This window comes from Flavobacterium sp. MK4S-17 (assembly GCF_009848495.1).
In the GTDB taxonomy this organism is placed as follows: domain Bacteria; phylum Bacteroidota; class Bacteroidia; order Flavobacteriales; family Flavobacteriaceae; genus Flavobacterium.
The window spans coordinates 92,530-107,435 of sequence record NZ_WWEP01000008.1; the positions used below are offsets into that span (position 1 = coordinate 92,530).

A 14,906-nucleotide genomic window follows, 5' to 3' on the forward strand; every position below is an offset into this window, starting at 1 on the left:
ATGGCTAAAGGCGGGGTTTATAGTTTGCTGAAAGCAAAATATCTTATAGACGAGGGTTCTATGAAGAACTGGCGCTTTATAGTGTTCCTTATCCTGATAGCTATGCTTATGATAGGTAATACCCATAATTATGAGCAAAAAATATTCAGGATTAAAGAGTTGGAAAGCGAGGTAAAGGAGCTTAGGTCTGAGTTTGTTGACAGGCGTTCGGAACTTATGGAACTTAAGATGGAATCGACTGTTTCAAGAAAAATGGAGGAGAGGGGCATATACCCGTCATCGGTGCCGCCAAAAAAAATAAAGGTAATAAAAGAGGAAGAAAAAAGTACGCTTGAAAAACTATGGCAGTAGAGGATAAAAAAATCTCTTACAGGATATACCTGGTAGCCTTCTCAATTTTTGTGATGGCTATGCTTATTGTTATAAAGCTTACCAATATACAGTGGGTAGAGGGCGATTACTACAGAAAACTGGCGCATGAACGCACTGTTAAAAATTTTGTTATACCTGCAAACAGGGGTAATGTATATTCGGCTGATGGCAGCCTGCTGGCTACATCAATCCCAAATTATGATATACGGTTTGATGCACTTGCGCCAAGCCAGGAAAATTTTAATAAATACCTGCAGCCCCTGGCCGATTCGCTTTCGGTAATGCTTGGTAAGCCATCCGCCAGGTTGTATTCTGACCTTAGAAAGGCGAGGGCAAATAAAAACAGGTATATGCTTATAGTTAAAGGCTTGAGCTATACACAGTATTTAAGGATAAAGAGCTTCCCGCTTTTTAAACTTGGCGCATATAAAGGCGGTATTATTACCGAGCAATATACAGTGCGTGAGCATCCTATAGGGAAAATAGCAAAAAGGACTATCGGTTACGGGGAAAACCGCGAGGTGGGTATTGAAGGGGCTTTTGCCGAATATCTTAATGGTAAGGACGGCCGCCGCTGGATGCAGAAAATAGCTAAAAACCAATGGAAGCCCATTAGCGATAATAATGAAATAGAACCCGTTGACGGCTGCGACATTGTTTCGACTATTGATGTTTATATACAGGATATAGCCCATCACGCCCTGCTTAAGCAACTTGAATATTATGAAGCTGACCACGGCTGTGTGGTGGTAATGGAAACAAAAACGGGATATGTAAAAGCAATATCTAACCTGGGCAGGGCGAAAAACGGCTCGTATTATGAAACTATAAATTATGCCGTAGGAGAGTCGCAGGAACCCGGTTCTACTTTTAAGCTGGCAGGGCTTATTGCACTGCTTGAAGACAAAAAGGTAGATACCAGTGAGGTGTATGATTCTCATGGCGGGGAAATAATTTATTATAACCGTAAAGTGCGCGATTCGCGTAAGGGCGGTTATGGTAAAATATCGTTGGCAAGAGGCTTCGAGGTTTCATCAAACACTGTTATGGTGCAGGCGGTATATGAAAATTATAAGGATAACCCGGAACAATTCGTAAAGCATTTAAGTGATTTCGGGCTTAATAAAAAGCTTGGTGTTTCCATAAAGGGCGAAGGCACACCAAAAATTCCGCAACCCGGTGATAAGGAATGGTCTAAAATATCCTTACCGTGGATGGGGTTTGGTTACGGAGTTTCCTTAACTCCATTGCAAACACTGGCATTTTATAACGCCATAGCCAATAACGGCGAAATGGTAAAACCCATTTTTGTACAGGAAATAAAGGAGTGGAACAGGACGATTAAAAAATTTGACAAGGAAGTACTGAACCCAAAAATATGCTCGCAGGAAACTATAGACAAAGTTAAGGCTGTAATGGAAAATGTGGTAAAAAAAGGCACAGGCTCAAAATTGTATTCGCCTAATTTTTCAATGGCCGGAAAAACAGGGACAGCACAGGTTAACTATGGTGGAGGCAAAGGTGATAATATGTACTATTCATCATCATTTGCAGGTTATTTCCCGGCGGATAACCCGCAATATTCATGCATAGTGATAATTCATAAGCCCAGCATAAGCAAAGGATATTACGGTGCAGATGTTTCGGGCCCTGTGTTTAAGAGAATAGCACAGAAGATATACACCGATGTGCCTTCAACTGACAGGATAAAGCTGAACGATAAAATTAAAAAACAGGAGCAATTGTATGCTTCTTACTATGATAAGGCACAAAAGGAATTTAAAGCTATGCCAAACCTTGTAGGGATGAGCGGCATGGACGCTGTGGCATTATTAGGCAACCTGGGTATAAAAGTTCAGGTTATTGGTGCAGGTAAGGTTAAAAAACAGTCGCTGGCACCGGGTGGAGAATTAAACAAGGAAGAAACTGTAATACTGGAATTATCGTGATGGTTTTAAAAGACATATTATACAGAGCATCTATAGAGGCTGTAAACGGTCCTACAGATATTGCTGTAAATGCCATACAGTTTGACTCAAGGCAAGTAAAACAGGGCGATGTTTTTGTGGCAGTGAAAGGCACGGTTTCCAACGGCCATGATTATATTGAAAAAGCCATAGGGCTGGGTGCGGCCGCTGTGGTTTGCGAGGATATGCCTGCTGACAGGAAGCAGGGCATTACATATGTACAGGTTGGCAGTTCATCTTCGGCACTGGCATATATGGCAGCCAATTATTATGATAATCCTTCCCACAATCTTAAACTGGTTGGGGTTACAGGAACCAATGGAAAAACAACTATAGCTTCACTATTATACCAACTGTTCAAAAATGCAGGGTATAAAACCGGCCTGTTATCTACCGTGAAAATTATGGTGGGAAATACGGAATATAAAGCTACGCACACCACACCCGATTCGCTTACTATAAACAGTTACCTGAGCGAAATGAACAAGGAAGGTGTAGAATACTGCTTTATGGAAGTCAGTTCGCATGGCATACACCAAAACCGTACTGAAGGGCTGGAGTTTGCCGGCGGTATTTTTACTAACCTGTCGCACGACCATCTTGACTACCATAACACCTTTGCTGAGTACAGGGATGTTAAAAAATCGTTTTTTGACCATTTGCCTAAAACCGCTTTTGCCCTTGTTAATGTTGATGACAAGAACGGACTGGTAATGTTACAGAATACCAAGGCAAGGAAACTAACCTATGCACTTAAAACGTATGCTGATTATAAAGCACAGATACTGGAAAACCAGCTTTCAGGTCTGTTATTAAAAATAAATGAGCAGGAAGTATGGGTTAAGCTTATAGGCACTTTTAATGCCTATAACCTGCTTGCAATTTATGCTGCCGCAGTTAACCTGGGCCTGGAGGAGCAGGAAGTACTGAGGCTTATGAGCGAGTTGGAAAGTGTATCGGGCAGGTTCCAGTTTGTAATTTCTGATACGGGCATTACTGCAATAGTGGATTATGCCCATACACCCGATGCACTTGAAAATGTTTTAAAAACTATTGAAAATATCAGGACAAGGAATGAACAGCTTATTACAATAGTAGGCTGTGGTGGCGACAGGGATAAAACCAAAAGGCCGGTTATGGCTCATATAGCTTCTTCTATGAGCGACCAGGCAATATTTACTTCCGATAACCCCAGGAGTGAAGTGCCGGAAGATATTATTGAAGATATGGAAAAGGGTGTAGAGCCCCAAAATTACAGGAAAACTGTTGCGGTTGTTGACAGGAAGCAGGCTATAAAAATTGCCTGCCAGCTTGCAAGACCAAAAGATATAATACTGATAGCGGGAAAAGGCCATGAAACCTATCAGGAAATTAAAGGTGTCCGCCATCATTTTGATGATATGGAAACGGTAAAGGAAATATTAGCACAATTAAAAAAATAGAAGCGTATGCTGTATTATTTATTTGAATATTTAGATAAGCACTGGGATGTTCCGGGTACGGGGGTGTTTCAGTACATTACGTTTCGTTCGGGGCTGGCAGTAATATTGTCGCTTCTTATATCTACCGTTTTCGGTAAAAAAATCATCAATTTCCTGCGCAGGCAGCAAATAGGAGAAACCGTTAGGGAACTTGGCCTTGAGGGGCAGGCACAAAAAGCGGGAACCCCTACCATGGGAGGACTGATAATAATAGTGGCTACACTTATACCTGTCCTGCTTTTAGCTAAGCTGGATAATGTATATGTAATGCTGCTGATAGTTACCACCTTGTGGATGGGCAGCATCGGATTTATAGACGATTATATAAAAATATTTAAGAAGGACAAGGAAGGTTTGAAGGGTAAGTTTAAAGTAGTAGGGCAGGTTGGGCTTGGGCTTTTCGTGGGCTATATACTTTATTTTCACCCGGGTGTTACGGTAAGGACAGATACTTCTAAAATTAATATTTACAGTACTGAGCAAACTATAGTTTCTTCGGCGGTAAAAGAGGAAAAATCAACTGCAACCACAATACCTTTTTTTAAGAATAATGAGTTTGATTATGCCGAACTGGTATCCTGGGCAGGCGATGATTATAAAGATTATGCATGGCTGATATTTATCCCCATAGTGATTTTTATAATTACAGCAGTATCTAACGGTGCCAACCTTACTGACGGTATAGACGGGCTTGCAGCAGGTACATCAGCCATTGCAGTATTAACGCTGGGCATTTTCGCCTTTGTTTCGGGTAATATTATATTTTCCAATTACCTCAATATAATGTACATACCCAACTCCGGCGAAATGACTGTTTTCATAACTGCCTTTGTGGGTGCGCTCATAGGCTTTTTATGGTATAATACTTACCCTGCCACGGTTTTTATGGGAGACACGGGCAGCCTTACCATAGGTGGTATTATTGCGGTGCTTGCCATTGCTGTAAGAAAAGAGCTTTTAATACCGGTGTTGTGCGGTATTTTCCTTGCGGAAAACCTTTCGGTAGTATTGCAGGTAAGCTATTTTAAATACACCAAGAAAAAATATGGGGAGGGGCGCAGGATATTCCTTATGTCGCCTCTGCACCACCACTACCAGAAGAAGGGTTATCATGAAAGCAAAATTGTTACCCGTTTTTGGATTGTAGCCATACTGCTTGCCATATTCTCACTTGTATCACTTAAACTAAGGTAAGTATGAAACTGGTAGTATTAGGAGGTGGAGAAAGCGGCGTAGGCACAGCAATACTGGCCAAGAAAAAAGGATATGATGTTTTTGTATCTGATTTTGGTAAGATTAAGGATAATTATAAAGAAGTTCTTGCACTTAATAAGCTGGAGTGGGAAGAAGAAAAGCATACAGAAGATTTAATACTGAATGCTGATATGGTTATGAAGAGCCCCGGCATACCTGATAAGTCACCCATTGTAAAACTGCTGCATAAAAAAGGAGTTCCTGTAATATCGGAAATTGAATTTGCAGCACAGTTCATTAATGTGGATACTATAGGCATAACAGGAAGCAACGGTAAAACCACCACTACAATGCTAACCCATTACCTTATAAAACAGGGTGGGCTAAATGTAGGGCTGGCAGGCAACATAGGCAAAAGCTTTGCCTGGCAGGTTGCTGAAAATAAAAATGAAGGGTATGTGCTGGAACTTAGCAGCTTTCAGTTGGATGGAATAGTTAACTACCGCCCGCACATAGCAGTAATAACAAATATAAGCCCGGACCACCTGGACAGGTACGACTATAACTATGAACTGTATATAGCGGCCAAATTCAGGATAACGATGAACCAGACCGAAGATGATTTTCTGGTATATGATGCAGATGACCCGGTGCTGGTAAAGTGGATTAGCGGACACACCATAAGGGCAAAAACAATTCCTTTTTCTCTTTCGGGGGATAATAAAGAAGGGATATATGTAAATGGAAATAATATTATAAGCAATATAAATAACGAAGATTTTACCATGCCAATAAACGAATTATCATTAGAAGGTAAGCACAATGTAAAAAATGCAATGGCAGCAACAGCAGTTGCACAGCTAATGCGCATAAGGAAGGAAACCATAAGGGAAAGCCTTTCAAATTTTCAGGGTGTTGAACACCGACTTGAAAAAGTGCTTAAAATACAAAACGTGCAATATATTAATGATAGTAAGGCTACCAACACTAATGCTACGTTTTTTGCGCTGGACAGTATGACTACGCCAACTGTATGGATAGTTGGCGGTGTTGACAAGGGTAATGATTATGATGAACTGATGCCTTTGGTAAGGGAAAAAGTAAAGGCTATTGTGTGCCTTGGGGTGGACAACCATAAAATTATTAACACATTTGGCAATGTGGTAGATGAAATGATTGAAACTACCAGTATGGATGAAGCGGTAAAAATGGCACAAAGGCTGGCTGAAAAAGGAGATACAGTATTGCTTTCGCCGGCATGTGCAAGTTTTGACCTTTTTGAAAATTATGAAGACCGTGGCAGGCAGTTTAAAGCTTCGGTTATGAATTTATAACAAAAGCACTTGTCATTATTCTAAGCAATGCAAAGAATATAAATGATAAGTTGAAACAAAATTGAAATGAAAGACTTAATTAATAACTTAAAGGGAGATAAAGGAATCTGGTCATTTGTAATGTTGCTGGCCCTGATTTCTTTTATGCCGGTTTTCAGTGCAAGTACAAACCTTGTGTATGTTATCGGCAAAGGCTCTACCATTGGTTATCTGGTTAAGCACCTGGTTCATATATTTATTGGTTTTGCACTCATTTATTTTGTGCATAAAGTGCCCTATCATTATTACAAAGGATTGTCGCAGATAGCAATGCCAATTGTAGGCATTTTGCTGATATATACTTTTATGCAGGGCACTGTGATTGATGGTGCTAATGCCAGCCGCTGGATTAAAGTACCTTTTATTGGGGTTACATTCCAAACTTCGGCTTTGGCTTTTATAGTACTGATGGTATATGTGGCACGCTACCTTGCCAAAGTGCATGACAAGGAAATTAGTTTTAAATCGTCATTCTTTGAGCTTTGGCTGCCTGTATTTATAATACTGGCATTGGTGCTGCCGGCAAACTTTTCAACAGCCGCACTAATGTTTTCTATGGTGTGTATGCTTGTTTTTGTGGGCAGATACCCTTTAAAGTACCTTGCGGCAATTGTTGGTATGGGTATAACCATGCTAACACTGTTTGTGCTTTTTGCAAAGGCTTTTCCTGATGCGCTGCCTAACAGGGTAGATACCTGGATAAGCCGTATTGACAGGTTTATATCTGATGCACCTAATGAAGATGACTACCAGATTGAAAAGGCAAAAATAGCTATAGCATCAGGACAGGTATATGGGCTTGGGCCTGGCAAAAGCGTACAGAAAAACTTTCTGCCGCAATCATCTTCCGATTTCATTTTTGCCATAATAGTGGAAGAGTATGGTATTGTTGGTGGTTTGGCGGTTTTATTCCTGTATCTCATGCTGTTCTTCAGGTTTCTTGTTACGGCACATAAGGCGCAAACGCTTTTCGGCAAGTTGCTTATTGTTGGTTTGGGTTTCCCTATAATATTCCAGGCACTTATCAATATGGGCGTGGCGGTAGAATTACTTCCCGTTACCGGGCAGACATTACCGCTTATAAGCAGCGGGGGAAGTTCAATATGGATGATATGTATTTCAATCGGTATAATAATCAGTGTGACCAGGAAAGAGGAAGAAATAGCACAGGAAATGGCGGAGAAGGAAGAAAGGGAAGCGGCTTTGCAACGAATGATTGATGAACATATAATAAAAGAGAAACAGCAGGAAGAAGCAGAAGCTATGGGGCTGGCTGAAACTGCATATTCAGTTCAGGATAATACAAATCCCATGCGTGCAGTAATGGGTAAATAATAAAATATATTAATACAATAAAAATGGCAAATCCAAAATTCATATTAAGCGGAGGCGGTACGGGAGGGCATATCTACCCAGCTATTGCCATTGCTAATGAATTAAAGCGCCGCTACCCTGAAAGTGAAATACTGTTTGTGGGTGCAAGCGATAAAATGGAGATGCAAAAGGTGCCCCAGGCCGGCTACCAGATAAAAGGGCTGTGGATTGCGGGCATACAGCGTAGGCTAACGCTGGATAATGCCATGTTCCCTTTAAAGCTGGTAAACAGTTTATACAGGTCACTAAACATAGTAAGGAAATTTAAGCCCGATGTGGTTATTGGCACAGGCGGTTTTGCAAGTGGGCCATTATTAAGGGCAGCTTCTATGTTAAATATCCCTACCGTTATACAGGAGCAAAACTCCTTTCCGGGGATAACCAATAAGTGGCTTTCTAAAAAGGCAGAGAAAATATGTGTGGCCTATGAAGGACTGGAAAAGTTTTTCCCGGCCGGTAAAATAGTGTTTACGGGAAACCCTGTACGCCAGGATATATTGAATATTGAAGGAAAGCATAAAGAAGCTGTAAGCCACTTTAACCTTAATGCTTCTAAAAAAACGCTTTTAGTGTTAGGGGGCAGCCTGGGTTCAAGAAGGATAAACCAATTGATAGCCAAAGAGCTTACCTGGCTTAAAGCACAGGGCATACAGGTTATTTGGCAGTGCGGTAAACTGTATTTTGATGAATATAGGCATCATCACGGAGATGGTGTACAGGTGCTTTCATTTATTGACAGGATGGATTTGGTATATGCTGCTGCCGATGTTGTAATATCCCGTTCGGGGGCTTCTTCGGTATCAGAACTTTGCATTGTTGGAAAACCTGTAATTTTTATACCCTCTCCCAATGTTGCTGAAGACCACCAGACGAAAAATGCACAGGCAGTAGCAGATAAGGGAGGTGCATTGATGCTAAGGGAAACACAACTCGATACTCAGTTTCAGCCTGTATTTACCGATTTACTGGCTAATGAAGAAAAGGGGGAGAAGCTTTCCGGTAATATAAAAAAGCTGGCTAAGGCCAACGCAACAAATGATATTGTTGACGAAATAGTTAAGTTAATTAAAAAGTAAGACAGGATTGCGATATGCAGCTCGATAAAATACATAATGTTTACTTTATAGGCATAGGCGGTATAGGCATGAGTGCCCTTGCACGCTATTTTAAATTGCTGGGCAAAAATGTAGCCGGGTACGACCGTACACCTACCCAGCTTACCCATGAACTTAAGGAAGAGGGCATACACATACATTTTGATGATAAGGTAGAACTGATTGAACTGCCTTACCTGAACAAAGAAAATACACTGGTTGTGGTTACACCTGCCGTACCGAAGCACCACCTGCAATGGAACTATTTTGTACAAAACGGCTTTGAGGTAAAAAAACGTGCCGAAGTGCTGGGTATAATTACCCAGGGCACCTATTGCTTTGCAGTGGCGGGTACGCATGGTAAAACAACAACGTCCAGTATTTTAGGGCATATACTTTATGAGAGTGGGGTAGATGTTACAGCTTTTTTGGGTGGTATAGTAGAAAATTATAATTCTAACATTATAGGAAGCGGAAAAACAGTAACAGTGGTTGAAGCAGATGAGTTTGACCGTTCCTTTTTGCACCTGCATCCTGATATGGCATGCATAACCTCTATGGATGCAGACCATCTTGATATTTATGGGGATGCCAATGCTATAGAGGATTCGTTTAAGGAATTTGCTGCCAAAATAGAAAATAAAGACCACCTTTTTGTACCGGTGGGCTTGCCTTTGGATGGTATTACAGTGGGTGTGGATGAAGAAGCTGTTTTTACAGCCCACAATATAAGAATTGAAAACGGCTGGTATGTGTTTAATATTAAAACACCTGCAGAAGATATAAACAATGTGCAGTTTGCCTTGCCGGGCAGGCATAACCTTTTTAACGCTTTAATTGCGTTTGCTATGGCAAATACCTATGGTGTTGCAGCGGCCGATATTGTAAAAGCACTTAAATCATTTAAAGGGGTAAAAAGAAGGTTTTCCTACCAGGTTAAAAAGCAGGGGTTGGTATATATAGATGATTATGCGCACCACCCTACAGAAATTGATGCTGTTTACAGTGCTGTGAGTGAATTGTACCCCGGGCAAAAGGTACTGGCTGTTTTCCAGCCGCATTTGTTCAGCCGCACAAGGGATTTTGCGGAAGGGTTTGCAAAAAGCCTTTCAGCTTTTGAAAATATAGTATTACTGGATATATACCCTGCAAGGGAATTGCCTGTTGAAGGTGTTACTTCAAAATGGCTTTTGGACATGATGGATAATGAGAACAAAATGCTGCTTGACAAAGCAGATTTGCTCACTTTACTTAAAAAGACAGATGCCTCGGTTATTGTAACTATAGGGGCAGGTGATATTGGTGAAATGGTGCCTGAAATAAAGAAGATACTGGATGAAAAAAATTAACTGGAATAATGTAAGGCTGGTATTAATGCTGGCAGTTGTGGTTTTCCTTTTTTCTTTTGCATCGAACCGCAACGAGAAGCGATGGTTTACAGAAGCAAAAATAGAATTTGCTGAAAATGAAAGTTTTATAACGCCTGACAAAGTTAATAAGTTGTTGATACAAAATTATGACAGCGTTACGGGTATAAGGAAAGATAAATTAGATTTGAATAACGTGGAAAAAAGACTCGATGAAAACCCGATGATTGACAAGGCAGAAGTTTATGCCACAGTTGACGGTAAAATCGAAGCTGTTATCCGCCAGAAAAAGCCTATAGCAAGGGTATATGAAGGCAGCAAATCTTACTATGTTGATTACAAGGGAACAGAGATGCCGCTTTCAGAAAATTACACGGCAAGGGTTCCGCTTGTTACCGGCAGTGTTAAGGCAATCGGAAAAAAACAATTGCATTATGTGCTCAAGTATATTTTTGATGATGATTTTTTAAAGAAAAACATTATTGGAATACAAATAACGCCGGGGGGGAGCCTTATCCTTAAAAACAGGAACTATGATTATGAAGTGGATTTTGGAAGGGTAATAAATGCTGATGCGAAATTTAAAAACTATAAAGCATTTTTTCAGGATGCGGTTAAAGATACACTTATAGGCAGTTACAAAACAATTAATCTGAAATTTACACAACAGGTTGTGTGCACCAAAAAATAGAATATGGAAAGAGACAGCATTGCAGTAGGCTTAGATATCGGGACAACAAAGATTGTTGCCATGATAGGAAAGAAAAATGAGTACGGAAAACTGGAAATACTGGGCGTGGGAAAATCCAAAAGCCTTGGGGTTGCCCGTGGCGTGGTTAACAATATAACCCAAACCATACAATCTATACAGGATGCCGTGCGTGAAGCTGAGGCTGATTCAGGCTATAAAATAAATGACGTTGTTGTAGGCATAGCAGGGCAGCACATCCGCAGCATACAGCACAGCGATTATATAAGCAGGAATAATCCGGAAGAAGTAATTGGCGATGCCGATATTGACCAGCTTATTAACCAGGTGCACAAACTTGCAATGCTTCCGGGAGAAGAAATTATACATGTTTTGCCCCAGGAATTTAAAATAGACGGGCAAAGCGAAATAAAAGAGCCTATAGGTATGTATGGCGGTAGGCTGGAGGCCAGCTTTCATGTAGTGGTAGGCCAGGCTTCATCCATACGCAATGTGGGCAGGTGCATTAAAAGTTCCGGGCTGGACCTTTCGGGGCTTACGCTTGAACCCCTTGCTTCGGCAGATGCTGTACTAAGCCAGGAAGAAAAAGAAGCGGGAGTGGCACTTATTGATATAGGTGGCGGCACAACCGACCTTGCTATTTTTAAGGATGGAATAATCAGGCATACCGCAGTTATACCTTTTGGCGGAAATGTTATTACCGAGGATATTAAAGAAGGCTGCTCTATTATTGAAAAGCAGGCCGAATTGCTTAAGGTAAAGTTTGGTTCGGCATGGCCGGGTGAAAATAAGGATAATGAAATAGTTTCAATTCCCGGATTAAGGGGGCGTGAACCAAAAGAAATTTCGTTAAAAAACCTTTCTAAAATAATACATGCCCGTGTGGTTGAAATAATAGAACAGGTTTTTGCAGAGATAAAAGCCTACGGCCATGAAGACCCTCGTAAAAAACTTATTGCCGGTATTGTATTAACAGGTGGAGGCTCACAATTAAAGCATATTAAGCAGCTTGTGGAATATATAACCGGCATGGATACCAGGATAGGTTATCCTAACGAGCATTTGGCAGGAAATTCAGATGAGGAAATTTCAAGCCCATTATATGCAACAGCGGTAGGTCTTGTAATGAACAGCATACGCAACAATACAAAAAGCGCCACACCTCTGGTTGAGCTTAAAGCCAGCGAACCTGTTTTAAAGCAGCCTGCGCCGGAAATGGTACAGCAGCATGAAGAGCCGGAAATGGAAACGGTTGCGGTACAGGAAACCTCACAAAGGCAAGACTCTACTGAAGGTAAGGTAAAAAGGTCATTTTTTGACAAGTATATAGACAAGATTAAAGATTTTTTAGATAACGCAGAATAAAACCCGATTGATTATGATGAGTAGTACAGATTTTGGAAACATTTCGTTTGACCTGCCTAAAAACCAGTCGAACGTAATCAAGGTAATTGGTGTAGGCGGCGGTGGCAGCAACGCAATAAACCACATGTTTAAGCAAGGGATCAAGGGTGTAGATTTTATAATATGCAATACTGATTCCCAGGCACTGCAAAACAGCCCTGTGCCTAATAAAATACAACTGGGTGTTAGCCTTACCGAAGGGCTTGGGGCCGGTGCCAACCCTGAAGTGGGACAGCAGGCCGCGCTGGAAAGCATAAACGAAATTGAAAAAATGCTGGACACCAACACCAAAATGATATTCATAACAGCGGGTATGGGTGGAGGTACCGGTACTGGTGCTGCACCGGTTATTGCACAACTTGCCAAGGAAAGGGATATCCTTACCGTGGGTATAGTAACAATACCATTTCAGTTTGAAGGTAAAGTCCGCTCCGAACAAGCGTTATCAGGAGTAGAAAGATTGAGGAAAAATGTAGATTCCTTAATCGTTATCAATAATAATAAACTTAGGGAAGTGTATGGTAACCTTGGTTTTAAGGCAGGGTTCTCTAAGGCGGATGAAGTTTTGGCAACTGCTTCAAGGGGTATAGCAGAAGTTATAACCCACCATTACACACAAAATATTGACCTTAAGGATGCTAAAACCGTTCTTTCCAACAGTGGTACGGCTATCATGGGTTCTGCCATGGCCACAGGGGAGAACAGGGCAAAAGATGCCATTGTTGATGCTTTGGACTCACCATTACTTAACGACAATAAAATTACAGGCGCTAAAAATGTATTGCTGCTCATAGTTTCGGGCACTAATGAAATAACTATTGATGAGATAGGAGAAATAAATGACCACATACAGGCAGAGGCAGGATTTAATGCCAATATTATAATGGGTGTTGGTGAAGATGAGGCTTTGGGTGAGGCTATTGCGGTAACAATTATTGCAACAGGCTTTAATGTGGAGCAACAGAATGAAATAGTTAATACCGAGCCTAAAAAAATTATCCATGCGCTTGAAGAAGAGCAAAGGCTTGTAACCGACCTTTCTAAAAAAGCTGCTGTACCATCTTTTGATTTTTCTGCCCCGGCTGAACCTAAGCAGGAAGAAAAACCAATGCAGGCACAGGTTAATGAGGAAGAAAAAGTTGTTTTTTCTCTTGAGGAAGATGTTAACGAAAAAAAGCCTGAAGCTGAAGTTGAGTCCCTTCCTTCTTCAGACTATATAAATAACCTTGATGTGTTTTTTGAAATAGTTTCCCCTGAAAAGGAAACTGTGCCGGCACCGGTTAAAGATGTAAGGGAAATAGAAGTAAATGATCCTGAATTTGTAATAGTTGAAAAAGAAGAACAATTCTCGTTTTCTTTCGACCTTTTAGCAGATAATGTAAAAAAGGAAGAAAAACAGTTTTTTCAGCTAACAGATGAAACCAAAGATATAAAAGATATAAAAGTAAATGAGCCTGTACAGGTAGTTCCTGTTACTGAACTGAATGAAACAGGAATAGTGAGGTATTCGCTGGAAGAATATCTTGAAAAGGAAAATGAGCTTTTACAGTCTAAACCGGAAGTAAAAGCTGAAGAAAATGTAGCAGAGGAATTAAAATTTACTTTTAGGAAGTCAGAAGAAAACGAGCAGCCAAAACAAAATACGGTTGCTTCGGAAGATTTTTCCCCTGTTGAAATGACTATAGAAGAAACCCTTAGGCTCAGGGCAGAGGAAAGAAGGAAAAAGATGAAGGAATTTAATTATAAGTTCCATAATAGTCCTTCAAAAGTAGATGAATATGAAAAAGAACCTGCATACAAACGCATGGGAGTGGAATTAACAGATTCCCGCGCTGACAATAGCAAATCACGTTTTTCATTAGGAACAGATAGTAATGACGATTTACAGTTGCGTTCTAACAACTCGTTCCTGCATGATAATGTGGATTAACTAACCCAAATGTGTGAACCTTAGCCCGAAAACATATACTGTTTTCGGGTTATTTTTTTTATCTTCGCAAGCACAAAATTTTTCCCTATGAGTTTACAAAACGATATCATGGACGCTATGAAAACGGCCATGAAAGCAAAAGATACCGTAACACTGGAAGCATTAAGAGCTGTTAAATCGGCCATATTAATTGCACAAACCGAAAGTGGTGCTAAAGAGGAATTACCAAAGGAAGAAGAAATAAAATTGCTGCAAAAACTTGTTAAGCAGCGCAAGGATAGCGCAGGTATTTATATTGAGCAGGGCAGGCAGGATTTGGCTGAACCTGAAATAGCGCAGGCAGCAGTAATTGAAAAATTCCTTCCTACACAGTTAAATGAAGATGAAGTTGAGGCTATAGTTCGTAAAATAGTAGCTGACAATAATTTTTCGGGTATGGCAGATATGGGCAAAACCATGGGGCTTGCCAGTAAAGAATTAGCAGGCAGTGCCGATGGTAAAACAATTTCTACTGTAGTAAAAAAAGTTTTATCATAAGCAATATTAAAAGGCCCCATAGTTCAATTGGATAGAATATCAGATTCCGGTTCTGACGATTTGGGTTCGAATCCCGATGGGGTCACAATAATAAAAGCCTTCAA

12 protein-coding genes and 1 tRNA gene are annotated in these 14,906 nt (G+C 40.6%); all 13 read left to right on the forward strand.

Translation table 11 applies throughout. The features are described from left to right. The 13 genes from GSF09_RS03645 to GSF09_RS03705 all read left to right on the forward strand — a co-directional run bounded on the left by GSF09_RS03645 (window position 1) and on the right by GSF09_RS03705 (window position 14,887). Window positions 1-351, forward strand: a complete 351-nt coding sequence (locus tag GSF09_RS03645; protein ID WP_159799580.1) for an FtsL-like putative cell division protein — start codon at window positions 1-3, stop codon at window positions 349-351. After that, window positions 342-2,321 carry a penicillin-binding protein gene (locus tag GSF09_RS03650; RefSeq protein WP_159799581.1) on the forward strand — a complete coding sequence of 660 codons (1,980 nt, stop codon included), beginning with the start codon at window positions 342-344 and terminating at the stop codon, window positions 2,319-2,321. Before GSF09_RS03645 ends, GSF09_RS03650 begins: the two co-directional genes overlap by 10 nt. Then, the gene (locus tag GSF09_RS03655) at window positions 2,321-3,781 is read left to right on the forward strand and encodes a UDP-N-acetylmuramoyl-L-alanyl-D-glutamate--2,6-diaminopimelate ligase (RefSeq protein ID WP_159799611.1); all 1,461 of its coding nucleotides are present in this window, start codon (window positions 2,321-2,323) and stop codon (window positions 3,779-3,781) included. Before GSF09_RS03650 ends, GSF09_RS03655 begins: the two co-directional genes overlap by 1 nt. A 6-nt stretch (window positions 3,782-3,787) precedes the next feature. Further along, window positions 3,788-5,014 (forward strand): phospho-N-acetylmuramoyl-pentapeptide-transferase, encoded by a 1,227-nt coding sequence (gene mraY / locus GSF09_RS03660; RefSeq protein ID WP_159799582.1) that lies wholly within the window; start codon window positions 3,788-3,790, stop codon window positions 5,012-5,014. 2 nt (window positions 5,015-5,016) lie between these two features. After that, window positions 5,017-6,348 (forward strand): UDP-N-acetylmuramoyl-L-alanine--D-glutamate ligase, encoded by a 1,332-nt coding sequence (murD, locus tag GSF09_RS03665; RefSeq protein WP_159799583.1) that lies wholly within the window; start codon window positions 5,017-5,019, stop codon window positions 6,346-6,348. 66 nt (window positions 6,349-6,414) lie between these two features. Beyond that, window positions 6,415-7,722: an FtsW/RodA/SpoVE family cell cycle protein gene (locus GSF09_RS03670; RefSeq protein WP_159799584.1), complete on the forward strand. Its 1,308-nt coding sequence runs from the start codon at window positions 6,415-6,417 to the stop codon at window positions 7,720-7,722. 23 nt (window positions 7,723-7,745) lie between these two features. Beyond that, window positions 7,746-8,837: an undecaprenyldiphospho-muramoylpentapeptide beta-N-acetylglucosaminyltransferase gene (murG, locus tag GSF09_RS03675; protein WP_159799585.1), complete on the forward strand. Its 1,092-nt coding sequence runs from the start codon at window positions 7,746-7,748 to the stop codon at window positions 8,835-8,837. A 14-nt stretch (window positions 8,838-8,851) separates the two neighbouring features. Next, on the forward strand, window positions 8,852-10,204 hold the full coding sequence (murC, locus tag GSF09_RS03680) for a UDP-N-acetylmuramate--L-alanine ligase (protein WP_159799586.1): 1,353 nt from the start codon (window positions 8,852-8,854) through the stop codon (window positions 10,202-10,204). Further along, the gene (locus GSF09_RS03685) at window positions 10,191-10,913 is read left to right on the forward strand and encodes a cell division protein FtsQ/DivIB (protein ID WP_159799587.1); all 723 of its coding nucleotides are present in this window, start codon (window positions 10,191-10,193) and stop codon (window positions 10,911-10,913) included. The genes murC and GSF09_RS03685 overlap by 14 nt, the downstream gene beginning before the upstream one ends. Window positions 10,914-10,916: 3 nt before the next feature. Beyond that, window positions 10,917-12,296 carry a cell division protein FtsA gene (ftsA, locus tag GSF09_RS03690; RefSeq protein ID WP_159799588.1) on the forward strand — a complete coding sequence of 460 codons (1,380 nt, stop codon included), beginning with the start codon at window positions 10,917-10,919 and terminating at the stop codon, window positions 12,294-12,296. Between the two features lie 13 nt (window positions 12,297-12,309). Next, complete coding sequence (ftsZ, locus tag GSF09_RS03695; RefSeq protein WP_159799589.1) at window positions 12,310-14,265, forward strand: cell division protein FtsZ; 1,956 nt, start codon at window positions 12,310-12,312, stop codon at window positions 14,263-14,265. An 87-nt stretch (window positions 14,266-14,352) separates the two neighbouring features. Then, a complete protein-coding gene (locus GSF09_RS03700) occupies window positions 14,353-14,802 on the forward strand; it encodes a GatB/YqeY domain-containing protein (protein WP_159799590.1) in 450 nt (149 codons plus the stop codon). Between the two features lie 12 nt (window positions 14,803-14,814). After that, window positions 14,815-14,887 (forward strand) — tRNA-Arg (locus GSF09_RS03705). Window positions 14,888-14,906: the final 19 nt, after the last annotated feature.